The organism is Paenisporosarcina sp. TG-14, from assembly GCF_000297555.1.
GTDB lineage: Bacteria > Bacillota > Bacilli > Bacillales_A > Planococcaceae > Paenisporosarcina > Paenisporosarcina antarctica.
Window position 1 is genome coordinate 38498 of sequence record NZ_AMGD01000054.1, and the last position, 23187, is coordinate 61684.

The 23187-nt window shown below is 36.5% G+C and carries 23 protein-coding genes and 2 pseudogenes; 19 read left to right on the forward strand and 6 right to left on the reverse strand.

Annotated features, from left to right (window positions below; all coding sequences use genetic code 11):
• Positions 1 to 141 precede the first annotated feature (141 nt).
• Positions 142 to 912 carry an alpha/beta hydrolase gene (locus C406_RS0114410; RefSeq protein ID WP_017381355.1) on the reverse strand — a complete coding sequence of 257 codons (771 nt, stop codon included), beginning with the start codon at positions 910 to 912 and terminating at the stop codon, positions 142 to 144.
• Positions 913 to 1213: 301 nt separating this feature from the next.
• Between C406_RS0114410 and C406_RS0114415 the strand changes: the two genes are divergently transcribed.
• Together C406_RS0114415 and C406_RS0114420 are read left to right on the forward strand one after the other, a co-directional pair.
• Entirely contained in the window at positions 1214 to 1411 is a 198-nt protein-coding gene (locus C406_RS0114415) for a hypothetical protein (protein ID WP_017381356.1), read from the forward strand.
• An 80-nt stretch (positions 1412 to 1491) separates the two neighbouring features.
• A complete protein-coding gene (locus tag C406_RS0114420; RefSeq protein WP_017381357.1) occupies positions 1492 to 1914 on the forward strand; it encodes a DUF1801 domain-containing protein in 423 nt (140 codons plus the stop codon).
• Positions 1915 to 2009: 95 nt separating this feature from the next.
• Here C406_RS0114420 and C406_RS0114425 read toward each other — a convergent pair whose 3' ends face one another.
• Positions 2010 to 2648, reverse strand: a complete 639-nt coding sequence (locus tag C406_RS0114425; RefSeq protein ID WP_017381358.1) for a TraX family protein — start codon at positions 2646 to 2648, stop codon at positions 2010 to 2012.
• 219 nt (positions 2649 to 2867) lie between these two features.
• Between C406_RS0114425 and C406_RS0114430 the strand changes: the two genes are divergently transcribed.
• The 4 genes from C406_RS0114430 to C406_RS0114445 all read left to right on the forward strand — a co-directional run bounded on the left by C406_RS0114430 (position 2868) and on the right by C406_RS0114445 (position 6975).
• Positions 2868 to 3245, forward strand: coding sequence for a nuclear transport factor 2 family protein (locus C406_RS0114430; RefSeq protein WP_017381359.1), 378 nt, complete (start codon positions 2868 to 2870; stop codon positions 3243 to 3245).
• Positions 3246 to 3310: 65 nt separating this feature from the next.
• Complete coding sequence (locus C406_RS0114435) at positions 3311 to 3826, forward strand: DinB family protein (protein ID WP_017381360.1); 516 nt, start codon at positions 3311 to 3313, stop codon at positions 3824 to 3826.
• Positions 3827 to 4640: 814 nt separating this feature from the next.
• On the forward strand, positions 4641 to 6110 hold the full coding sequence (locus C406_RS0114440) for an aldehyde dehydrogenase family protein (protein WP_017381361.1): 1470 nt from the start codon (positions 4641 to 4643) through the stop codon (positions 6108 to 6110).
• 448 nt (positions 6111 to 6558) lie between these two features.
• Positions 6559 to 6975, forward strand: coding sequence for an IDEAL domain-containing protein (locus tag C406_RS0114445; RefSeq protein ID WP_017381362.1), 417 nt, complete (start codon positions 6559 to 6561; stop codon positions 6973 to 6975).
• Positions 6976 to 7050: 75 nt separating this feature from the next.
• Here the strand turns inward: C406_RS0114445 and C406_RS0114450 are convergent, their stop codons facing one another.
• Positions 7051 to 7326: a hypothetical protein gene (locus tag C406_RS0114450; protein ID WP_017381363.1), complete on the reverse strand. Its 276-nt coding sequence runs from the start codon at positions 7324 to 7326 to the stop codon at positions 7051 to 7053.
• Between the two features lie 567 nt (positions 7327 to 7893).
• Between C406_RS0114450 and C406_RS0114455 the strand changes: the two genes are divergently transcribed.
• The 8 genes from C406_RS0114455 (at position 7894) to C406_RS0114490 (ending at position 16619) form a co-directional block, all read left to right on the forward strand.
• Entirely contained in the window at positions 7894 to 9378 is a 1485-nt protein-coding gene (locus C406_RS0114455; protein WP_017381364.1) for a phytoene desaturase family protein, read from the forward strand.
• A 307-nt stretch (positions 9379 to 9685) separates the two neighbouring features.
• Positions 9686 to 10939 (forward strand): Y-family DNA polymerase, encoded by a 1254-nt coding sequence (locus C406_RS0114460; RefSeq protein WP_017381365.1) that lies wholly within the window; start codon positions 9686 to 9688, stop codon positions 10937 to 10939.
• Between the two features lie 20 nt (positions 10940 to 10959).
• Entirely contained in the window at positions 10960 to 11298 is a 339-nt protein-coding gene (locus tag C406_RS0114465; protein WP_017381366.1) for a YolD-like family protein, read from the forward strand.
• Positions 11299 to 11373: 75 nt separating this feature from the next.
• Positions 11374 to 13128, forward strand: a complete 1755-nt coding sequence (locus C406_RS0114470; protein WP_017381367.1) for an ABC transporter transmembrane domain-containing protein — start codon at positions 11374 to 11376, stop codon at positions 13126 to 13128.
• Positions 13128 to 14906, forward strand: a complete 1779-nt coding sequence (locus C406_RS0114475) for an ABC transporter ATP-binding protein (protein ID WP_017381368.1) — start codon at positions 13128 to 13130, stop codon at positions 14904 to 14906. The genes C406_RS0114470 and C406_RS0114475 overlap by 1 nt, the downstream gene beginning before the upstream one ends.
• A gap of 123 nt (positions 14907 to 15029) precedes the next feature.
• Positions 15030 to 15740 carry a cytochrome c biogenesis CcdA family protein gene (locus tag C406_RS0114480; RefSeq protein WP_017381369.1) on the forward strand — a complete coding sequence of 237 codons (711 nt, stop codon included), beginning with the start codon at positions 15030 to 15032 and terminating at the stop codon, positions 15738 to 15740.
• 38 nt (positions 15741 to 15778) lie between these two features.
• Positions 15779 to 16099, forward strand: a complete 321-nt coding sequence (locus C406_RS0114485; protein WP_017381370.1) for a thioredoxin family protein — start codon at positions 15779 to 15781, stop codon at positions 16097 to 16099.
• A gap of 1 nt (position 16100) precedes the next feature.
• A complete protein-coding gene (locus C406_RS0114490) occupies positions 16101 to 16619 on the forward strand; it encodes a CcdC family protein (RefSeq protein ID WP_017381371.1) in 519 nt (172 codons plus the stop codon).
• Positions 16620 to 16660: 41 nt separating this feature from the next.
• On the opposite strand, the gene C406_RS0114495 is transcribed toward C406_RS0114490, so the two are convergent.
• Entirely contained in the window at positions 16661 to 17086 is a 426-nt protein-coding gene (locus C406_RS0114495) for a DUF2621 domain-containing protein (protein WP_017381372.1), read from the reverse strand.
• Between the two features lie 272 nt (positions 17087 to 17358).
• Between C406_RS0114495 and C406_RS0114505 the strand changes: the two genes are divergently transcribed.
• Positions 17359 to 17955, forward strand: a complete 597-nt coding sequence (locus C406_RS0114505; protein WP_017381374.1) for an SCO family protein — start codon at positions 17359 to 17361, stop codon at positions 17953 to 17955.
• Positions 17956 to 17987: 32 nt separating this feature from the next.
• Here C406_RS0114505 and mscL read toward each other — a convergent pair whose 3' ends face one another.
• A complete protein-coding gene (gene mscL, locus C406_RS0114510; protein ID WP_017381375.1) occupies positions 17988 to 18371 on the reverse strand; it encodes a large conductance mechanosensitive channel protein MscL in 384 nt (127 codons plus the stop codon).
• Positions 18372 to 18576: 205 nt separating this feature from the next.
• Here mscL and C406_RS0114515 point away from each other — a divergent pair, with 205 nt between their 5' ends.
• Positions 18577 to 19263, forward strand: coding sequence for a lytic transglycosylase domain-containing protein (locus C406_RS0114515; protein ID WP_017381376.1), 687 nt, complete (start codon positions 18577 to 18579; stop codon positions 19261 to 19263).
• A 45-nt stretch (positions 19264 to 19308) separates the two neighbouring features.
• Here C406_RS0114515 and C406_RS0114520 read toward each other — a convergent pair whose 3' ends face one another.
• Positions 19309 to 19551 (reverse strand): GlsB/YeaQ/YmgE family stress response membrane protein, encoded by a 243-nt coding sequence (locus C406_RS0114520; RefSeq protein ID WP_017381377.1) that lies wholly within the window; start codon positions 19549 to 19551, stop codon positions 19309 to 19311.
• Between the two features lie 485 nt (positions 19552 to 20036).
• Here C406_RS0114520 and C406_RS20540 point away from each other — a divergent pair.
• The 3 genes and pseudogenes from C406_RS20540 to yhfH all read left to right on the forward strand — a co-directional run bounded on the left by C406_RS20540 (position 20037) and on the right by yhfH (position 23148).
• A pseudogene (locus C406_RS20540) lies at positions 20037 to 20666 on the forward strand (DNA alkylation repair protein).
• Between the two features lie 749 nt (positions 20667 to 21415).
• Positions 21416 to 22298, forward strand: a pseudogene (locus C406_RS19645) (5'-methylthioadenosine/S-adenosylhomocysteine nucleosidase).
• Positions 22299 to 23019: 721 nt separating this feature from the next.
• Positions 23020 to 23148 carry a protein YhfH gene (gene yhfH, locus C406_RS20290; RefSeq protein WP_017381381.1) on the forward strand — a complete coding sequence of 43 codons (129 nt, stop codon included), beginning with the start codon at positions 23020 to 23022 and terminating at the stop codon, positions 23146 to 23148.
• The last annotated feature ends 39 nt before the right edge of the window (positions 23149 to 23187 follow it).

Below are 23187 nucleotides of genomic sequence, written 5' to 3' on the forward strand. Positions count from 1 at the left end.
CATTCCTGAAAATATTCTAAGTACACATCAAAAAGAATCCAGCAACTAGCTTCGTTGCTGGATTCTTTTTTGTCTAATATTTTTAATTATTAATGGTTTTTTTGGAATATCCTGTTATTACTACTTTAAATTTACTCTAATCTATTTTACTGGAATTAAAAAAGAAAAGAGTTTAGGGATTCTTTCTCTAAAGAACAAATAGTTATGTTCCGCATCGTTAATAATTTCAAACTTCGCATTTGGTATTTTCTCTTTTAAGATTTCATAAATGGCTCTATTTGAAGCTGAAAATTCCTTATTTATTACGTCATCATATCCAGCTTCTTTAGTTCCGCAGTCTAAGTAAACTCTTTCAATTAATGACAAGTCAGTATCCTTTATTAACTTTTCAATTTCTTCCTGATTACGGTAAAAAGCTGAAGATAAAACGGCTATGCTTTTAAACACTTGAGGATAACGGCACATAGCGTAAGTGGAAATAAGTCCTCCTAAGGAGATTCCTGCCATTGCAGTACGATCTTTTAACGTACGGTATTTATTGTCTATGAATGGCTTTAGTTCATCCGCGATAAAGTCTACATACCGTATCCCTTTTCCACCAGCTGAACTAGCTTGACCTAATATTTTCTTGCTATATTCCCCATTTATCCAAGGACAATATTCATTAATTCGTTCATCGCTATTTTGGTCTATTCCGACAACGATAACTTCTAATTCATTTTCATCTAAGTAGTTTTCAAGTTCTAAAGATATGCCACCAATTGCAACATCATCCTGAAAAATATTTTGTCCATCGTGCATATATAACACAGGGTAAATCTGATTTTCCTTGTTGTAATTTCTAGGTAGATATACTCTAATCAGTCTTTCTTGTTTGAATGAAGTTATATACATGGGGAATATTTCTAACACGACTTTTCCTCCTTTCGTTATCATTTCTATATTTAAAATATCATGATCTTTATTCTTGCATCCTTGTTGAGTTAGCCTGGTCCCTTTAGTTTAGGGGGGTATTCAGATGTAACTGATCATAGAAACATCCATTCTCTCTCGAAACTACTTCTTTCCCCTCGGTTATCTCTAATTGATACTACTTCCTCACGATGATTCTTCCAGTAATGATACACTTTTTCCTTACAGTTAAAATCGCGTCCCAGGGTTGAAAATAATTATGGTCAAGAAGGATTTATAAGGTGAAAAGACGAATATCCCTATGAATAGTAATCTTCCAACTGAATTAGCGAAGCCAGCACAGCGAGCACTTGAGAGAGCGGGTTATTTGCAACTTGAGCAATTTTCCAAACTTAGTGAAGTTGAAGTCATGAAATTACACGGTATGGGACCTAAAGCACTTGAGCAAATTCGTCGTGCTCTTAATGATAGAGGATTATCGTTTGTCAAAGGCTCTTAAAAGTTTCCAGTTATTAAATGCATGCAAACTTACGTTTAATTATTTCTAAAAACTATTTTTGATAAGGAGAGATTTAACATATGTATGAACTAAAAACGAGAGAAACAGAAAGCAGTGTCATTGAGTTCATTGAAAATGTCGAAAATATTAAAAAGCGAGAAGACGCCTATAAATTATTAGATATTTTTTCTGAAACGACAGGTTTTACTGCAAAGATGTGGGGACCAAGTATCATTGGTTTTGGTTCATATCATTATAAATACGAATCTGGCCACGAAGGTGATGCAGCAGTTGTTGGTTTTTCACCTCGGAAAGCAAAGATTAGTTTGTATTTTGCACCAGGTGATGCGAAACGAGAAGATTTATTAAAAGACTTTGGAAAACATACGTCAGGAAAAGCTTGTGTTTACATTAATAAAGTAGCAGATATTGACGTGGATGTCTTGAAAGCTTTAATCAATCAATCTGTCATTTTTTTGCGAAATACCTATCCAGCTTGTTAATGAGCTTGCTTATTCAGCTCTATAAGCAAATATGCAAATGCGTAGGATATTTATTTTGTATTAAATTAAGTAGTACTTATTAAGTTTGAATCTCCTTATCTATGAATCATTAAAGACAGGAGATACAAAATCAATAAATGTAATGGGTAAAAAGATCGATAGAATAGTCTATGAATTTTCACTACAGGAAGGTGTTTTTTGAAAATTATGATAAACGTAGCGATGATACTAAATGATTGAATGGAGTGCCACGAATCAAAGTAGTTCAAGCTATATAAGACGTCTAAAAATAAATGACCTATTAGTAGAGCAAAAGGTTTTTCTTTCAGAAAATAGTAGAGTAAAAATAAGCTATATCCATACAGACCATAGTCGGTGAAATCTGAAATTGGCATCATTATGATACCAAGAGTTGTGAGAATGATAATTCCCCAAAATCGGATTACTTTTTCATAAAGTACAACTGCACTTGCTCCGTATAATAAGGTGAAGATTACGTTTAAAGAGTAGGTTTCGAAAAGTAGTGTAAAAGGAATTTGCGCTATTACAGCAATAATGACTAATCTCTTAAAATAGGTTGATCGACTTCTTGTTAATGTCAAACCCCTTACTAATAGGAATGTGTAAACTGGAAAAGCTACTCTTCCTATAGTTCTCCAAGTAAGATCAGACGGGAAAAATTCATATCCTATATGGTCAACTAACATTGTTATTATAGCTATCCATTCCAACATAAAGAAAACCTCGTTTGCTTAAATAAATTAGGTTTATTATACCTTTCTATACCCCAATCTACTAGTCATGTTGATTTAAAAACAATTGTATAAATATACCATTATTATGAGGGGTTTTATAAATATCGTAATTTGAAGTAAAAGGAAAATATGTTTACTTGTAGAGGTATAAAAAATGGGTATTACTATGAATCAAATTCACAAAAGGGGATTAGGAAAATGGTACAAATTACGTTAAAAGAACATCTATGTCAGCTAGAAGAAAAATTGTTGCACCCCGAAATTCGTACATCTCCAGTGGAACTTGAAAAGTTACTTGAAAACGATTTTTTCGAATTTGGGAGTTCAGGTAATGTATGGTACAAGGACGGTATTCAGACAGATGGAATAGGTGTAGTAAAGATGTTATTAAGTAATTTTGAAGTTCATCAATTAGCTCCAAATATAGTGTTAACGACTTACCGTATATTTAACGAAGTAAAAATGCAGCATACACTGCGTAGTTCCATATGGAAATTTAGTGATGGAATTTGGAAAATGTTTTTCCATCAAGGGACACCAACTCAATCAGAAACTTGCGAATACCGCAATTGCTAAATACATAATTATTACCATTTGATTTATAAGCTGTAATTTGTGATAGAAACGAGGAGGAAAACACAATGTGGACAAAACCAAGAAATGAAGAATTTCCCGCTTATTTTGGAAAGTATATAGATCTAGTTTCAGAGGGATATCTAGAAGAAACACTTAGCACTCAACTTGAAAATACAACGGTTTTGCTTTCAGACATTTCTGAGATACAGGCAAATTATCGTTATGCATTTGGAAAATGGACGCTGAAAGAAGTTATTGGTCATATCGTAGATACTGAACGAATTATGAGTTACCGGTTGCTCCATATAGCAAGGGGAGACAAAACTCCACTTGCTGGCTACGATGACGAGCAATATGTGAAAGAAGCTTTATTTCATTCCCGCTCGTTACCAGATTTACTAGAAGAATTTACTGTTCTAAGGCATTCAACTCTTTCCCTATTGCGTGGGTTGTCAGAAGAAGTTTGGTCTAGAAAAGGAATCGCCAACAACAACGAAATTTCCGTAAGTGCTCTAGCTTACATTATTGCAGGTCATGAAATTCATCATGTGAAAATCATCAAGGAGAAGTATTTAATATAGAAAGAAAAAAAGGATGTGATAGAGGGTGGGAGGGAGTGTGTGAATTTAAAAAATTTGAAGGAAGAATTTTTATGCCTCTTTTTTCTTGACGCATTTTAAACATCACTACACCCGTGATAGCCGTACTGGCACGGGTAACGCAATAGGATACTGAACTCATTAATACCATTTCAGACTATAAAAGTGATCTTCAACTTCCAACGACTGATGCACTTAAATTCGGCTGTGACAAGTTGATTGAAAGTATTTTTGATAGATGCAAAAGAAATAATTTAGAAGTTTGGGATGAAGTTACTTTCAACCTAAACTACGGTGCTCTTCTTCCTTTAATGCTTCTCCGTATGTTTATAAACAGCATATTGATTAAATTTAATTATTTGGAGCTGTCCTAAAAGTCCTGAAAAGTGACTAAGGGCAGTTCCTTTTTTACGTTTAGCAGAGGTCGATTTCCGTTACAACGTACTTTCATGTTTAAGTTAGCAAACGAGTAGTGAAAATTGTTTATCACTACTTGTTTTGTGCGATGAGTCACCGCAGGAGCACATGTTTTCTCGCCGCCCTTTCACTCCAATCAACCCGTTGTTCATCATGTGCCAAACAGAAATAGGGACCTTCACCGGAAGCAGTAAAACCCTTGACTCAATCTGAATGTGCTTCCATTAGTTTATTTTAATAACCCACGGGTAAAGTGTAAGGTACTAAAAATTTATAAACCCTTTTGCATAATGTCTAGGAACTGACATTATCAAACATCGGCAACTAATTCCTAAGTAACTTAATAATAGCAATGTTTATAATAAAGGAGAGAAAAATAATGCAAACTGACTTTACCCGTATATATATAGATGGAAAATGGTTGAACGGAAATAGTGAAAAATCAATAATCAATGTAAACCCTTTTAATGGAGAAGAGCTTTTTACAATACAGTCTGCCAATAAAGAAGACTTAGACTCAGCTTACAAAGCTGCTCAGTTAGCACAGGAAGAGTGGGCAAAAGAACTCCCTCAGAATAAACGTGCAATATTGGAAAATGCGCATGTTGTCATGCAAGAAAATAAAGAGCTGATTATTGAATGGTTAATTAAAGAGGCGGGTAGTACCTTTATGAAAGCAAGTGCTGAATTCGGAGCCTCGATTAATATTTTAAAAGAAGCAACGACCTATCCTTTCCGCATGGAAGGAAAAATCCTGCCTTCTCAAACACTTGGCAAAGAAAACCGAGTGTATCGCAATCCCTTAGGTGTCATTGGAATTATTAGTCCTTGGAACTTCCCTTTCCACTTAGCCATTCGCTCGATAGCTCCTGCTATAGCTACAGGAAATGCAGTAGTTATTAAACCAGCCACGGATACACCTGTTACAGGCGGTTTGTTATTCGCTAGCATTTTTGAAGCAGCGGGTCTGCCAAAAGGGTTGTTGAATGTCATTGTGGGACGTGGCTCTGAGATTGGTGATGAAATTGTCACTCACAAAACGCCTCGCCTAATTTCGTTTACTGGTTCAACTGATGTAGGTAGACATATCGGAGAACTCGCTGGAAAAGGGCTGAAAAAAACAGCTCTCGAGCTGGGCGGAAATAACGTCTTTATCGTTATGGATGATGCAAATATTCAGCAAGCTGTTGAATCAGCTTTGTTTGGTAAGTTCTATCATCAAGGTCAAATCTGCATGTCCATTAATCGGATCTTTGTTCACAAAAAAGTTTATGATGAGTTTGCTGAGTTATTTATTAAAATGGCTAAAAACCTTAAATACGGCAATCCTGCCGACAAAGATACGAACGTTGGCCCCCTAATTAATCGCGACCAAGTTGAGCGTATTTTAAGCGACTTAAAAACAAGTGTTGAACAAGGAGCTAAGATTCGTCTAGGTGGAACAGCTGAGGGTAATCTATTAGCCCCTACTGTTTTAACTAATGTTACGAATACAATGTCTATTGCAGAAAATGAAATTTTCGGTCCAGTTGCCATCCTTATTCCGTTTGAAAGTGAAGAAGAAGTAATTGAAATGGCCAATGTTTACCCATTTGGTTTAAGCGGAGCTGTTCACTCTTCTAATATTGAGCGAGGAACAGCGATTGCACATAAAATACACACAGGAATGATTCATGTGAATGATCAATCCGTAAACGATGAAGCCCATATGCCTTTTGGCGGTGAAAAAGATTCTGGTCTTGGCCGCTTCAATGGTGAATGGGTACTCGAAGAATTTACTACGTTAAAATGGTTATCGGTACAACATACCCGTCGTGACTATGGCCCATTTATTAATCAACTAAAATGAAGTTAAGATTAAAAAACCAGCCGCTACTACAGGTAGGCCACTGAAAAAGTACACTTAGTTTACCAAATCCACCCAATCTCGATTTTTCGAGATTGGGTGGATTTTCTATTTAATTGACCTGTTAAAGATATGCATTATTTTCTGCTCCTTTTACTCGAAACATTCATCTTATAATCTCCTGAATCTTATTTTGTATGCTGAAACCTTCATGTTTCTAGTTCAATTCCATATATAAAGAATCAAAATTCCACTTTAAATTTGTCACAGTATAAAAAGACTTGATTCACGAGGATGATAATTTTGAAAACAACAATGGATATGGAGGTCGGATTGAACAAAATTGGAATACAATGAAAAATTAATGGAAATAATACGAATATGCAAAAGAAGTTGAATATTTGCTTAATGCATAGTTCGAACCTATTTTGCAGTAGAAGGGAGTGGGAAAATGGAATTATCACGGTGCCCAATTTGTGGAGTATTTTGTGGCAGTAAAAAAAAAATGATAGACCATATGAACGGATTTCACAGCTCGGACCTTGCTTCAGGTGAATTGATCCAGTCACAATTTAAAACTGAATTACCTCAAAAAGAACAATGGGTGGAAGTCACCACTACGGATGGACAGAAATTCAAAGGAATCATCTCAGAAGCTTATCACGATATTTCGATTGTTGAATTATTTGGATTGAATTATACTCCTGGCAAGCTGTACAAACGTTTTTTTAAGTCTTATCCAAATAATTGTATAACCCCTTTACCTAGTGATGTAAAATCACAAGATATCGATATGCTGATTGATTTAGCTCTAGCCATGCACGATGAAGAATGGTTTCGAAAATTAACGATTCTGCAAAATCAATAATAAGTAATTACATGGTTTCCGCACTTTTTCACTTCATGACGATTTTCAGAATCCGGTCAAACCATTCAATTTTACTTAATATGGGAGATAATCACCAAACTTTATTTCACCAACAACTATTCCATTTTCAGTTTTCAATAGTACTGTATAATTTATTACTTCATCAATTCCATTTTGTTTATTCATTATTTTAAGTTCCGAATATATCTGATCTGTTATTTCAATCTGCTTTTTTGTATCTAAACTATTGATTGAGGTATTAATAATAATCGACTTATTATCGTATTTTATATCTTTTACTTCATCGATGTCTCTCAATTCTTCTACTATTATTATGTTTAAAAATGCCAATAGGTCATTCTCTACTATTGTTTCTTCTTTAGATAATTGTTTATGATCTAGCCATTCTAGGGAGTAAATTAGAACAAAGAATAAACCTAAAAACAGAAAAAGCTAAAACTAATTAAAATTTTTTTCAAAAAAACACACCTCCACATAAAAAAATTATGTTCCCGAACAGCACTGTTTTCCTAAGTTAAATTGGTAGGAGAACAGTGCTGTAGTGGACTTTTTGGGGGGGTCAGTAAAATGACTAGACCTCTTCTCTTAGTGGAAAGCATTATTATCAGAATACGCCTCCATTAATTCAATTATGTCTAGCTCTGGCATATGTATATAGGTTTATACATTCAAATATTCCATTTAGTTCAATCAAATAATGAAACAGCAATGATTAATCGGGATGAAGACACCTTTGGAACATTAACAAAAAATAACGCTCAGACTTTAAAAGGAATATTAAAAGAACAAATAAAAGACACTTAACTAGATTCGAAGTGTCTTAACGGTCTCTGTGCCGATTGAAAGTTGTGTATTGCCTCTCTTATTTCGCATAATGGAGTAAAGGAGGGATGGACAATGGACAAAAACGTACTCGTTGTAGGTGCGGGGATTGGTGGATTAACTGCTGCTTCTCTATTAGCTAAACATGGTGCAAAAGTGACACTTCTTGAATCGTCGTCAGAACTAGGCGGATGTGCAGGTAAATTCAAACGACATAATTATGTGTTTCCTGTAGGGGCCACTCTTGGCATGGGGCTTGAGGAAGGTGGAATTCACGAACGCGTTTTCCGTTTTTTGCAAAAGCCTCTTTCCATAGAACCACTCGAGCGTGTCATGCAAATGGTGCATCCACATGACACGTTCACTTTTTATAAAGATCGAGCGCAGCATGTTCACCATATGGTACAGCACTTCCCGCAGTTTACAGCTGGCATTAAATCCTTCTATCACGAAATTTATCAAACCGCTCGTATTGTTCGCACTTTAATGGATCGCTTGCCAGTACTTCCTCCGACCACAGCGAAAGAATGGCTTTACTTACTTGGCTCTTTGCAACCAAAGCACATTCGATTACTGCCATATTTTAATCAAACACTCGATAAGTGCCTTCGTGTGCATGGGCTTCAAGATGTTCAGGAGTTTCGACAGATGATTGATGGATTGTTAATTGATAGTATGCAAACGGGGAGTGAGGATGTGTCCTATCTACTCGCAGCTGTCGCACTTGATATATATCACGAAGGGGCTTATTACGTACCAGGCGGTGTATACCAATTTGCTGAAAGAATGGGAGAAAGCTTAGTAGAAAATGGCGGCATCCTTAGAAAGCGACGGACAGTTTCGATGCTTGAGCGGATTAATGACATGTGGCAAGCAACCGATCATCGAGGCAATACATATGAAGCAACACACGTAATTTTAAATGTTCCAATTCACCAATTGCCAAATATCCTTTCGCCTAATTTGCTCATACAGTTAATGAAACCCTTGCGTGAAGGGATTACTACACCAACATGGACGACTTTGACGCTATACATTGCTGTCAACTGGAGAAAGCTTCAATCACCACTCCCATCCTTTCGGCAAATTTCATTAGATAGTGCACAGGGTCTTGCAGAAGGAGGACATTTTTTCATGTCAGCCTCTAAGCCTGAAGACATCCTTCGAGCACCTGATGGCATTCAAACAATCACCATTTCTACCCACTCAGAGGCACATCGTTGGGACACAAAAGAAAAGTATGATGCGGTCCGAGACGAGTTAAGCGAACGCATGCTCCAAGCGATAGAAAAAGTGGTTCCACATTTTCGGGAATCAATTGTTCATTTTGAAACTGGCGCACCAAAGGGCTGGGAGCGCTTCACGGGTCGACCAAACGGCCATGTCGGTGGATTTCCTCAAACGCTGAAGTCTTCTTTATTTAATTCCATCTCTCATCGGTCAGGACTTCCGAATTTTTATGTATGTGGCGATCATATTTTCCCAGGTGGAGGCACGATTGGGTCTGCAACAAGCGGAATTCATGCAGCACGGTCCATTTCAGGTGAAAGACTCATATAAATATAAAAGTATTCGATAAGTCTCGAATACTTTTTTGTTGTGGATTAAATTGAGTCAGGTATTTTTGATATCTTATCACCAGTGGCTTCGGGCAAGGGAAATCAGGGGAGGAATTTATGTTCATTAGAAATGGTACATCTTTTTATCAGTAGAAATGCTAGTAAAGCGCGATTAACTTTGTAGCATATCGGGACTCCTCATAGAAAATATAGCAAATTGAAAATATTTACCATCCATTGATTAAGAACGTTCGTTCGGTGTATACTTGTAGAAAGAACATTTGTTCGTTTTGGAGGAGGATGGCATCATGTATGAACAATACCCAGATCGAAAAATTATCTGTCTCGATATGCGAAGCTTTTATGCTAGCTGTGCGGCAGCCGATGAAGGTCTTGACGTGATGAAAACCCCGATTGCGATTATTGGGAATCTAGAACAGCGAGGAAGTATCGTTTTAGCGGCTTCACCCCCATTAAAAAAAGAATTTGGTGTGAAAACAGGCACACGCTTATTTGAAATACCTGATCATCCGGACATTCGATTAATTGAACCGAAAATGGGTTTTTTTGTACGGGTATCGATGGAAATTACCCGATTGCTTAGTGAGTATGTGCCGAAGGAATCGATTCACGTTTACAGTGTGGATGAAAGTTTTATCGATTTAGCAGGAACGGAGCGGCTGTGGGGACCTATTGAGCAAACCATTCAGCGCATTCAGGACGATTTGCTGGAGCAGTTTCAATTACCTTCTGCGATGGGCATGGGACCGAATATGTTAATGTCGAAATTAGCGCTTGATTTAGATGCAAAAAAAACAGGATTTGCTCGGTGGACCTATGAAGATGTGCCAACTAAGTTATGGCCAATATCACCTCTTAGTGAAATGTGGGGCATCGGACCTCGAATGGAAAAAAACTTAAATGCCATGGGGATTTTTTCAGTTGGTGATTTGGCAAAAACGGAGTTAGCGACACTTGAATCGAAGTTTGGCGTGATGGGGAACCAATTGTATCACCACGCGTGGGGAATTGATTTATCCGAACTTGGTGCTCCCATCGTGGAAGGTCAAATTAGTTACGGTAAAGGACAGGTTCTATTCCGTGATTACTGCAAACTGGAAGATATTCTGGCGGTTGTACTTGAAATGACAGAAGACGTGGCGAGACGTACGCGCGAAGCGGGGAAAGTAGGTCGTACCGTTCATCTCGGAGTCGAGTATAGCAAGAATGCTTTTGGGGGAGGGTTCCATCGTAGTCATTCCATGGAAGAAGCTACAAACGACACGATGAAAATTTATAATATATGCGTGAAATTGTTACATGAACATTTTGATGATCGGCCTGTGAGGCGTTTGTCTGTGACCTTATCGAATTTAGAATCTGAGCATTCTATGCAACTCAGCCTATTCGAGGCGGAAAAGTGGCGCAAACGCAAGCTTGGTTCCGCTATGGATCAAATTCGCAGTAAGTATGGCTCAGCGGCGTTACTACGCGCCGTTTCCTATACAGAAGCGGGAACCGCTCGAGCTCGCTCAAAATTAATTGGGGGACACAAAGCCTAATAAAAAAGGAGGAATGATATATGTTACGCGACCGTGGACGTATTAAATGGACCGCAATGATGCTACCGGAGCATGTGAAGATGTTAAGAGAGTGGCAACAAGAGGAAGGACGCGTGAAAGCTGTTGAAGTAGATGAACAACAATTAGAAGAATGGCATTACACGATTTCTGAATCAATGGCTGCCGGTACGCTGATTCGTATACGATTTACAGAATACGAAGGACGAGGAGCTCAAGATGCTCTTGGAATAATTCATCACATCGATTTAAATCGAAGGGTATTCAAACTAGTGACGGAAAAAGAATTGACGATATGGATTCCTTTTCAAGATATTCAAACTATTTCACAACCCGAATAACATTTTGTATCTTCACTAAATTCCGAACATTTGCTAAACTAAAAAAGGCTAAAAAAGAAATCGGGGGATACATGCGTGAAAGTGTTTTTGGATTTAGGGTGGTTTTTTAAAGAGAGAAAGAAACAGTATATCTTCGGTATCATCATGCTGATGGTTGTTGCATTATTGCAATTGCTGCCACCTAAAATAATTGGTTACGTGGTCGATGAAATTCGACTAGGTACCTTAACGAGCGAAACGCTTTTTAAAGTGTTGCTGTTGCTTGCTGGTGCGGCACTTGCCATGTATACCATTCGCTATTACTGGAGAATGTTAATTTTCGGCTCAGCAATTTTGCTCGCACGACAATTGCGCGAGCGTTTATTTCGTCACTTTACTCGCATGTCACCGCGCTTTTATCAAAAGCGACGTGTTGGGGATTTAATGGCACATGCAACCAATGATTTATCAGCAGTTCAACAAACAGCGGGAGCGGGTGTCTTAACGCTTGTCGATTCAGTGACTACAGGCAGTTTTGTCATTGCAGCAATGGCGATTACCATAGACTGGAAATTAACGCTTATTGCCCTTATTCCAATGCCGATTATGGCATATTTAACGAATTACTACGGTAAACAATTACACAATCGCTTCCACTTTGCCCAAGAAGCATTCTCGAACTTAAACGACAAGACACAAGAAAGTATTTCGGGAATAAAGGTCATCAAAACGTTTGGCCAGGAAAAAGAAGATATCCAAGACTTTGTAAAGTTATCGGATGACGTGGTAGAAAAGAATATTCATGTAGCGAAAGTTGATTCGTTATTTGATCCCACTATTTCTGCAATTGTCGGTGTTTCATTTTTCTTATCAATTGTGTTTGGTGCAAGATTCATTATTGCTGGAGATATGACAATTGGTGATTTAATTGCGTTTACAGCCTATTTAGGATTACTCGTCTGGCCGATGCTGGCCTTTGGATGGCTGTTTAACATTGTCGAGCGTGGTCGAGCTTCTTACGACCGGATTCGGACGCTACTCGCTGAACCAGTCGATATTGATGACGCGGAACATGCACTTGACGTAAAAGCACAAGGTGATTTAGACGTTCATATCGATGAGTTTAAGTTCCCAGACGATGAGCGTAACGCACTTAACAATGTTCACTTCACATTAAAACGCGGTGAAACCTTAGGAATTGTTGGAAAGACGGGTTCTGGGAAAACCGCTATATTAAAGTTGTTACTACGTGAATTTGAAGGGTATGACGGGACTATTACATACGGTGGTTATTCAATAAATGCCTACAAAAAAGAACGTCTACGTTCAGCTATTGGGTACGTACCACAAGATCACTTCTTATTTTCAACTACAGTGGCTGGAAACATTGCTTTTACGAATACCAGTGCTCCACTGGAAGATGTCTATAAAGCATCTCGTCTTGCACATATTCATGAGGATATTTTAAAATTCACAAGTGGTTATGACACGATTGTTGGTGAACGAGGGGTGTCCTTATCAGGCGGTCAAAAGCAGCGAATTGCGATTGCTCGTGCATTAATGATGAAACCGGAATTGTTAATTTTAGACGATTCACTATCTGCTGTTGATGCTCGAACAGAAGAAGCGATACTCGAGTCATTGAAAGCGTCTCGTATTGATGAGACCACTATTATTACGGCACATCGATTAAGTGCTATTCAACATGCGCATCAAATCATCGTTTTGCATGAAGGAACCATTGTTGAAAAAGGTTCACATGAAGAACTTATGGAGCGACAAGGACGTTACTACGAAATGTATCAATTACAACAACTAGAAGCGCTCGTCGAAATGGGAGGTGAGGCGTAATGGACCAACAGCCGAAACTTACCAACAAAGACCAAAGCATCATATTAAAAAGACTTATTTCATATTTGAAGCCACACAAAAAAGTCATAGCATTCGCCTTATTCTTACTGGGACTTACCGTTATTGGAGACGTAGTTGGACCTATCCTAATCAAAACGTTTATCGATGATTATTTAATCGTTGGAAATTTTCCAACAGGGCCACTTGTCGGACTGGCAAGCGCATATATATTTATACAAATATCCAATATTTTTATTAGTTATTTCCAATTGCTGAAATTTCAAGAAATTGCACTAAAAATCATTCAGCAAATGCGCATTGATGTCTTTACCAAAGTACAAAACCTAGGGCTGCGTTATTTTGACAAAACGCCTGCTGGCAGTATCGTATCTCGCGTAACGAATGATACAGAAGCAATTAAAGATATGTTCGTCAGTGTACTGGTTGGCTTTGTACAGAGCGCATTTTTAGTTGTAGGTGTGTATATTGCCATGTTTATATTAAATGCAAAATTAGCATTGGTCACACTGTTGCTATTGCCTATACTATTTTTAATCATTCGTACATACCGCCGTTATAGCTCGGTATTTTATCAAGATTTACGTGAACGATTGAGTCAATTAAATGCAAAACTGGCGGAATCTTTACAAGGAATGTCCATGATTCAAGCATTCCGTCAAGAGCCACGTTTAAAAGATGAGTTTAATGACATAAACGAGCAACACTGGAAAGCAGGTAAGCGCAATATTAAAATGGATAGTTTGCTGCTAAGACCCGCAATTGATTTGGTGTATGCGCTCGCACTTATTATGCTATTAAGCTATTTCGGCATTACCTCCTTCAGTAATACAATTGAAGTGGGTGTAATTTATGCCTTTGTGACGTATATTGATCGTTTCTTTGAACCAATTAACCAAGTGATGCAGCGTTTATCTATCTTCCAACAAGCCATTGTTGCGGCTTCACGTGTCTTCAAATTGCTAGATGAAGAGGAACTAGTGCCTACTCAAGCCAATACAAATGCAAAAATTGGGGCTGGTAAAATTGAATTCAATAATGTGAGATTTTCATATGACGGACAAACGGATGTCCTAAAAAACATTTCCTTTACTGCGAACCCCGGGGAGACAGTAGCACTGGTCGGCCATACGGGAAGCGGGAAAAGTTCCATTATCAATTTATTGATGCGTTTTTATGAATTCGAACAAGGTGATATTTTGATAGATGGACAGTCAGTTAAAGATTTCAAATCACAAGAGTTACGCGAAACAATGGGACTCGTTCTTCAAGACCCATTCTTATTCTTCGGTAACATAGAAAGCAATATTCGGTTGCACAATCAAGCTATGACAGACGAAGAAGTACGAGCTGCAGCTGAATTCGTGCAAGCGGATGTATTTATTAATCAGTTGCCAGATGGCTATAAACAAAAAGTAACAGAGCGTGGCTCGACATTTTCAAGTGGTCAACGTCAGCTCGTCGCATTCGCACGCACGATGGCAACAGATCCTAAAATTTTGGTGCTAGATGAAGCGACCGCAAATATTGATACAGAAACAGAAGTTGCCATTCAAAGAAGTTTAGAAAAAATGCGCCAGGGGCGAACAACAATAGCGATTGCGCACCGATTAAGCACAATTCAAGATGCTGAATTAATTCTTGTTCTTCATCAAGGTGAAGTAGTCGAAAGAGGCAATCATCAACAGTTACTCGCAAGCAAAGGTCTCTATCACAAAATGTATTTACTGCAAAATGGAATTGTGGAAGAAACTATATAAGATAAAAAAGAGGGCACATTTGTGTCCTCTTTTGTTTAGACAAAAAAATGTCACAAGCAATAATGAAGTCTTTAGACAAATAATTTGTTACGATATTAGAAGAGTAATAAAGGAGCGAACTAAATGACGACAGACATCAATTTATTATTGGCATTTGGAGCAGGCTTTCTAAGCTTCATATCACCGTGTACTTTACCTTTGTATCCAGCATTTCTTTCTTATATTACGGGCATGACGTTAGACGAATTGAAAACGGATCGCGGTGTAATGCAAAAACGGGGAATGATTCATACACTATTTTTCCTACTGGGCTTTTCAATCATCTTTATTGCTCTTGGGTTTAGCACGAGTTTATTTTATACCTTATTCCAACAAAATCAAGATTTAATTCGCCAAGTCGGTGCCATTTTTATCGTCATATTTGGACTAATTGTCATTGGTGTGTTCACTCCTGCATTTTTGATGAAAGACCGAAAAATTCATTTTAAAAACAGACCAGCAGGCTATTTTGGAACAGTATTGATCGGAATGGCGTTTGCTGCAGGATGGCAACCGTGCACAGGTCCTATTTTAGCATCTGTTTTTGTATTAGCATCGGCTAATCCAGGTTCAGGTGTATGGTATATGTTGGCGTATGTTCTTGGATTTGCTATACCATTCTTCGTGTTGTCTCTATTCATTACGCGTCTTAGCTGGATTCGAAAACATAATGCGAAAATCGTTAAAATTGGCGGTATTATAATGATTGCGGTCGGTATTTTATTGTTCTTTGATGGCATGGTGTATATCATTCGCATTTTAAGTCCGATTTTTGGTGACTTCCAAGGGTTTTAACAGGTACACTGTAATGAGGGAGAGGTGGAGTGTTGAAGATGAAATCTATAACAACGTACGAGCAATGGCAAGAAATCTCTCAACATAAGAAACACCTCTTGTTATTTGTAAAAACGACAAATTGTTCGGTGTGCGAAGGTTTATACCCGCAAATTAAAGTGCTTGAAAACGATACATCTGTTCCGTTTTATGTTGCCAATATAGCAGAAGTACCTGAACTAGCAGGGCAACTCAGCTTATTCACCGCACCTGTTGTCATATTGATGCGTGAAGGTAAAGAATTCGTTCGTTTTGCTCGATTTGTTCCTGTACAGGATGTAATTAAAAAACTACAAGAATTAAAAAAGTGGGAGGAATAAGATGTTTGAACAAATTCCTTCGCAGTGGTTAGTAATTGGATCGACAATTGTAGCAATCGTTATGGGTACACTTGTTATGACAGTGCGAGCGAGATCCGCAAAAAAGCCAGCTAGCGCTAAGAAAATTATTTTACCACCACTTTTCATGTCGACGGGTGCCTTGATGTTTGTATTTGAGTATTTCCGTGTAGCTCCGCTTCAAATAGTGGAAGCATTTAGTGTAGGACTCTTTTTTTCAATCGTCTTAATCTGGACATCCAGATTTGAAGTCAAAGATGGCGATATTTATTTGAAACAATCAAAAGCCTTTGTTTTTATTTTAGTTGGATTGTTGATTGTACGTTTAATTGCAAAGATCATCTTAAGCTCAACCATTCATATAGGAGAGTTGAGCGGTATGTTTTGGATACTCGCTTTCGGAATGATTGTGCCATGGCGTATTGCTATGTTTGTTCAATATAAAAAATTAGAAAAAACGATTGTGACTAATTCCAAACAAAAGCCGACCTTTACTTCATAGGTCGGCTTTTTCTTATGGTCTGGCTTCATCACTTTTCAGTTTTAAAATAAATGTTCGTAAGGCGTCATATCAATTTCCATCGATTTTAACTTTTTACGTAAAAATTTGTGATCTCGCTTCGGGGTTGCTTGAATATAGCCACGAATAATATGATCGTTCTCAATAGATTTTGCATGTTCTTCTAATGCGATTTTAGCAACTTTACCTGCTATTTTTTGTTTAGCAACTGGGCGAAACAAGTCAGGAACAGGAGTTACGAGTTCGTTCAATAATGCTTTTGCTTGATCTCCCCATAAATGAAGAGATTCATTTACATAATATTCTTCCCAATCGAGCATCGATTTCCCATCGTCTTTCGGTAACACTTTTAAAAACTTGCGGAACATAAAATAGCCACCAATGGCAAATAGCCCGCCCATTACAAAGACCCAAAATACAATAAACCATAAAAACCAACCATCCAACATACTCACCTCTTATACACTATCCTTCTATTATAAAAGGTTCTTCATCAAAAAACACGTCTAATGTATCATTTCTTTGATTTCTCTCTAAGTTTGGAGGAGAAAAAGTATGGAAAAAGCCATAACATTAATAGAAGAAGTAGTTATTACGTTGTTCATAAATGTTTTTTTAGAAAAATTGGTAGACACAAATTCGTTAGAATCATAAGGGTGTGCCACCTTGTATTAGGAAATTTCATTCGTTAAGATAAAAGGAGCGAAAGCGGGGAGAGCCTATGACGAAACTAAAAAAAGCATTTACACTCATCATGTTGAGCGCAATCGTGTTAACAGGATGTAGTTCATCTAAGTTTAAAGCTGAAACAGCATGGGAAGTTGATTCCTTTTCACATGAATCACAAAGAGGCGAAGAAGTTTCTTTAGAAAAGTTAAAAGGTACAGTGTGGTTGGCTACATTTATCTTTACTAATTGTGAAACGGTATGCCCACCGATGACGATGAATATGACCATGGTGCAGGATGAATTAATTAAATTAGGTGTAGAGGATTATAAAATAGTAGCTTTTAGCGTAGATCCAAAAGTGGATACACATGAAATCATGACTGAATTTTTAGCGAAGTTTAATCCACCTGATGAATCTAAATGGGAATTACTTACAGGTTATGACCCTATATATATGGAACAATTTGCGCGTGATTCATTTAAAACACTTGTGAAAGATGACCCGAAATCAAATCAAGTCATTCATGGTACAAGTTATTATTTAGTTGATCAAAAGGGGATTGTTGTAAAGAGCTATAACGGCTATCTAGATGTTCCGAAGGAAGAAATCGCTACAGATATGAAAGCTTTAATTGAACATGGTAATTAAAAAGAACGGGCACAGTGCCGTTCTTTTTTTGTCTATAAGGTCTTCTGGTTTTTTAATAAGTCCCGAATTTCTACAAGCAATGCTTCTTTTGCATCAATAGCTGGACCTTCCTCAATTAATTCTTCTTTTTTGCGTTGAAATTTCACCATTATTCGAATAACCATGAAGATAGCTAAAGCTACAATGATAAAGTCGAAGATTGATTGTATAAAGTTCCCATACATTACTGATGCGCTACCAACTTCAAATACCAAACCTGAGAAATTCACTCCACCCATTAAAATGCCGATTAACGGTGTGATAATGTCTGCTACAAGGGAAGTTATGATTTTACCGAAAGCTGCTCCAATAACAACTGCAAGTGCCAAATCGATAACATTTCCTTTTAATGCAAATTCCTTAAAATCTTGCCACATTTTTCTCGCCTCCTATAAATAATTAGTGTACAAAAGGATGCTCTTTTTGTATACGAGTTTTTTATTTCACGTAGTAATTTCATGTGTCTTTATCTATTCTTTAAATAAAGAGTACTTGGCATACCAAAGGGGTTATATGAAATCAAGTGACTGACTCATCGGATTTGTGATAAAATAATAAAAAACAGGTACAGGATGCGACAAAATGAAAATACGAAAAAAAAAGAAACAATTATCCGTAGTAGCAAAAGGCTTATTGATCATTCTTATGGTTCCAATCTCTATGACAATTTTTGTTTTAACAAGTGTTTACTGGGGCGATATTCAGAGACTTCCTATAGTTCATACATTAACAGAATCTTTAAAAGATACACCTAAAAAGCTGCTGGATATGGACATTCCAGAAGAATATATACCTATCTATAAAGAAGCTGCAAAAAAATATGAAATTCCATGGACATTACTAGCTGCACATCACCGTATTGAAACCAAATTCTCTACCATGAATCCATTGCTATCGCCGGTAGGTGCAGAAGGACATATGCAGTTCATGCCTTGCACATTCGTTGGTTGGCAGCATCCAAGTTGTTCAGGGAAAGGTAAAGGTGCAATTTCAGATGAAGACAAAACTAATCCAGATGTTATTGCAAAATATGGAGGGTATGGTATAGATGCTAATCAAGACGGAAAAGCAGATCCATATCAATTAGAAGATGCCATGTTTAGTGCGGCAAATTATTTAGCGAGTAGTGGAGCTGCTGAGGGTGATATAGAAAAAGCCATATTTATGTACAATCACAGCGATGAGTATGTGAAAGAAGTTCTATATTATTATCAAAAATACGAAGAACAGCACGAAAAAGAAGGACAAGCTGCTGCTTCATCACCATAAAAAAAGAGTCGTTCTAATTAGAACGACTCTTTTTCGTATTCAATATTATCGTAAAGCTTTCATAATTAAGCTAACGATGAAGATTAAAATAATTGCACCAATTAATGCTGGAATGATTTGAATATCTGCAATAACTGGTCCAAAGCTAAACAACATACCGCCAATCCAAGCACCAATAATACCTGCAATAATGTTACCAATAATTCCGCCCGGTACGTCTTTACCTAAAATAAGACCTGCTAACCAACCAATAATTCCTCCGATAATTAAATATAAAATGAATCCCATATTCGTCATCTCCTGTTCGATAATTGTTTATTTCTTGCCTACTTAATAGATAACCTAAATTAATCAGGTTCAAACCACATTGTTAAAATTCTTTAGGATAATCAATTGTATTTATAATTTCTGAAAATTCATTTATTATGAGAAACAACTTAAAATAACTAAGGAAGTCTTGCCTCTTATCATGTTAAAAAAGAATTGTAAAAATATTTTGCTAATTCAAAATTCGAGTAGTATAATTGTTGAAAAGGAGTGTTTGAGGTGGATCAAATCATGATGAAAAAGCTCAATAAACAGGCAATGTGGTTTGTGGTGATTCATACGGTTTTTATTTTTAACCTCGCATTCGATATCATTGAATTTTTATGAAGATTAACCCCAAAAAAGAAGGTAGCTAGTCTATCTTCTTTTTTTATGGGGAGTTATTAATAGTTAATGGAAGGTGTTCTAAGGTGAAAAAACAATGGAGTCTTCATACATATACTCAAATGTTTGAAAATTATCGAAATGAACAACTAGCTGAACCCATGAAAAAGTATCATTTTCCGTTTTTAGGGATTAAAAGCCCGGAACGAAAGGAAATACTAAAGACATTTTTTTCTGAACATGAAATACCTGAGAAACCTGAATTACTTGAAGAGGTATGGGAGATTTATCAACTGCGAGAGCGCGAATACCAATACGCGGCGATTGCTTTACTCAATAAAAAAATTGAATTCCTAAACATTAATGATTTAGTGTTTATTGAGAAGTTGATAGTCGTAAAATCGTGGTGGGATAGCGTTGATTCCATCGCACCGACGATTGTTGGACATATCTTCAAAAAAGACCGTCAGAGCGGAGAGCAAGTCATGCTAAAGTGGTCAAACTCTTAAAATATGTGGTTAAATCGTGCAGCAATTTTGCATCAGTTAAAATATAAAGATGCCACAAATGAAAAAATGTTAATCGAAATTATTTTAAAACACACGAATTCAAATGAATTCTTCATCCAAAAGGCAATTGGTTGGGTGTTAAGAGAATATGCAAAAACGAATGCAGCATTTGTACAACAGTTTGTAACATCACATGAGTTAAAACCTTTAAGCAAACGTGAGGCTTTAAAACACTTTAAATAATTATGTTCTGACCGATGTGTTAGATAACAAAAAATCGACTCTCATTCAAATTAAGGAGAATCGATTTTTTGCATTTTCGCTGAAATGCTATGTCAATAACCTATGCATTGTTACTGAATTGAATATATGAGAAATCAGAATAAATGCCTACCAGGAGATGGATTTTTGTTTAATGAAAAAATGAACTGACTTATTTATGCTTCACATGAAGGCGCTATTACTTTTGGCTGTACAACATTTATAGATTAACTTAAGGGAAAGTGGATAGTATGGAAAGCGGATTTTCAATAGAGTACAAATGAGAAGAGCAAATTATCCTAACAAAGTCGATGACGGTTAATAAAATTATTTTATTGAATAGCACTAAATTACTATATAACCGAACGTAAATGAGGTAATCGATAGATTAATTACTGTTATTTATCTTAAAAGCGAACATTATATAATATATTTTAATTAATATTCGATTTTTAATTAATTATCTATTATAAGTTTGCTATATTATCAAAGTAATTATTGTAAATATTATTATTCTTACTCGGTAATATGAATTGTTTGCCATTAACTAGACTACGAGTTAACGTGTTTGGCTGTTTAGCCGAAATATTTTATCATTTAGCATTAGCTTCAACTACGAGTATATTAAACAATAATGAGGAAAAGGGAAAGAGAGCAACTGGTTATAAAGTAAGAAGCAACAGAATGTGTAGCATCAATAAACCAACAGATTATACTAAGGAGTGTTATTTATGAAAAACAAAGTCTTTAAAAAATTCGCTTCATTAGCAATTATTACTGTACTGTCAATATCGGTATTTGCAGGATGTAATTCTTCTTCACAGTCTGAACCTGTAAAAGAAAATACTAAAAGGCCTATTATAGTTCAAGGTCCAATGCCTATAGAAGCTGAAGAATTTGCGCAAAGGCTTAGAGAATGTTAAAGAAGAAAAATCAGGAGATTTTGTATTTTACATAGGAACTTTAGACAATTATCCCGTAATAGTTACTAAAACGGGCAAAGGAATGGAAAATACAGCAGCTGCAACAGCAGTGTCTATTGAAAGATATAACCCTATAGCAATAATCAACCAAGGAACATCAGGCGGACATGATACAGATTTAAACGTATTTGATATTGTTTTAGGAAAAAGAACGACAAACCTGGGTGCTTTAAAAACAGGAGATAAGGGAGAGAACGAAGGAATTGATCCAACTACATGGAAACCTATGGATTTGATGGCTTCTGAAGGAAGTGCAGGAGAAGATCCTAATGCTGAAAAAGCTCGTTTCTACGAGGGTGATAAGGAGTTACTGGCAGCTGCCAATGCAGTTAAAGACAAATACACTAAGGGTAAGATTGTCGAGGGTACTATAGGTTCTGCAGACGTTTGGAATAATGAAGTGGATAGAATTAATTGGTTCCATACTAAATATGGTACCTCTGTAGAAGAAATGGAAGGTGCGGCAGGAGCACAAATTGCCAAAGCTTATGATGTAGCATTCCTGGGTATTAGAGTACTATCTAATAATAAAGTGAATGGTGGTAAATACAACCCAAATACAGCAGCAGCAAATCAAGAATATGTTTATGAAGTAGTTAGAAAATATATATCTACAATTTCAAGTAAATAATAAAGATCAAATGGAACATATCTTTTAAAAAGTACCCAGTGTTGAAAACTAGAGAATTCCAACTATTTAATTTCATATCATAAAAGGGTCACTCTCTCATGCGAAAGCTAAAGGGAGTGGCTATTTATGTTTATTCAAGTTGCTGATTTGGAACGAACTATCTCAAAAAGTGTTATTCATCTTGGGGTTTAACCGGAAAGAGTGGTTGCATAATCAATGAGTTAAATGGAAGGTAGCGACGGATGCCTTTTATTATTGTATTTTGCTTTTGGGATATTTACCGTCTGGCGAACAATACAAAAGGAGCAATAAATCATGAAATTAAATAAATAGAAATCGTTCGAATTAAAAAGGAAATCCGAGAGGTATAAGAAGCCTATACAATTCTGCATTGATTTCATTCAAGCGACGATAGGGGATGAAGACCATGAGGTGTTTTTTGGGTGCTTTTTCTAATATTAAAAATCAAATAACTCCTGTATGAACGTCATGTCGTATTCTAAATGCGAGCATCGTAACCTGTTACGATGCTTTTATGTGGTTAACCTTTATCTTTTAAAAAAAGTTTTGAGTCATAATTACAACCCTAAATTTATCAACTTTTTTGTATGTGAAAGTATCTGTTGACAAAGTATATAAATTTTATTTTATAACAGTATTGATTTTTAAAATCTGTTATAGTACAATGAATTTAATAAAAAAATAAATGGGGGTAATAAAAATGAAAACTTTGGAATTTTACCGTAACTTACCGGAAAAAGAATGTCGAGAATGCGGAAGTGAAATTAAAGAGCAACATGAATCTTATTTATATGAATGTGAGCATTGTATGGGTAAACATGAAGCGTAGATAATATGGTCTTGTTATAAAATGTAAATTGTCAACTCA

Bases quoted from the DNA above. Each gene is read 5' to 3' on its own strand.
- yhfH (WP_017381381.1), top strand. From the start codon at position 23,020: ATGAAAACTTTGGAATTTTACCGTAACTTACCGGAAAAAGAATGTCGA.
- C406_RS0114435 (WP_017381360.1), top strand. From the start codon at position 3,311: ATGTGGACAAAACCAAGAAATGAAGAATTTCCCGCTTATTTTGGAAAG.
- C406_RS0114495 (WP_017381372.1), bottom strand. From the start codon at position 17,086: ATGTTGGATGGTTGGTTTTTATGGTTTATTGTATTTTGGGTCTTTGTA.
- mscL (WP_017381375.1), bottom strand. From the start codon at position 18,371: ATGTGGCAAGATTTTAAGGAATTTGCATTAAAAGGAAATGTTATCGAT.
- C406_RS0114515 (WP_017381376.1), top strand. From the start codon at position 18,577: ATGAAAATACGAAAAAAAAAGAAACAATTATCCGTAGTAGCAAAAGGC.
- C406_RS0114465 (WP_017381366.1), top strand. From the start codon at position 10,960: ATGTTACGCGACCGTGGACGTATTAAATGGACCGCAATGATGCTACCG.
- C406_RS0114480 (WP_017381369.1), top strand. From the start codon at position 15,030: ATGACGACAGACATCAATTTATTATTGGCATTTGGAGCAGGCTTTCTA.
- C406_RS0114430 (WP_017381359.1), top strand. From the start codon at position 2,868: ATGGTACAAATTACGTTAAAAGAACATCTATGTCAGCTAGAAGAAAAA.
- C406_RS0114475 (WP_017381368.1), top strand. From the start codon at position 13,128: ATGGACCAACAGCCGAAACTTACCAACAAAGACCAAAGCATCATATTA.
- C406_RS0114415 (WP_017381356.1), top strand. From the start codon at position 1,214: ATGAATAGTAATCTTCCAACTGAATTAGCGAAGCCAGCACAGCGAGCA.
- C406_RS0114505 (WP_017381374.1), top strand. From the start codon at position 17,359: ATGACGAAACTAAAAAAAGCATTTACACTCATCATGTTGAGCGCAATC.
- C406_RS0114440 (WP_017381361.1), top strand. From the start codon at position 4,641: ATGCAAACTGACTTTACCCGTATATATATAGATGGAAAATGGTTGAAC.
- C406_RS0114420 (WP_017381357.1), top strand. From the start codon at position 1,492: ATGTATGAACTAAAAACGAGAGAAACAGAAAGCAGTGTCATTGAGTTC.
- C406_RS0114425 (WP_017381358.1), bottom strand. From the start codon at position 2,648: ATGTTGGAATGGATAGCTATAATAACAATGTTAGTTGACCATATAGGA.
- C406_RS0114490 (WP_017381371.1), top strand. From the start codon at position 16,101: ATGTTTGAACAAATTCCTTCGCAGTGGTTAGTAATTGGATCGACAATT.
- C406_RS0114445 (WP_017381362.1), top strand. From the start codon at position 6,559: ATGGAATTATCACGGTGCCCAATTTGTGGAGTATTTTGTGGCAGTAAA.
- C406_RS0114455 (WP_017381364.1), top strand. From the start codon at position 7,894: ATGGACAAAAACGTACTCGTTGTAGGTGCGGGGATTGGTGGATTAACT.
- C406_RS0114520 (WP_017381377.1), bottom strand. From the start codon at position 19,551: ATGGGATTCATTTTATATTTAATTATCGGAGGAATTATTGGTTGGTTA.
- C406_RS0114460 (WP_017381365.1), top strand. From the start codon at position 9,686: ATGTATGAACAATACCCAGATCGAAAAATTATCTGTCTCGATATGCGA.
- C406_RS0114485 (WP_017381370.1), top strand. From the start codon at position 15,779: ATGAAATCTATAACAACGTACGAGCAATGGCAAGAAATCTCTCAACAT.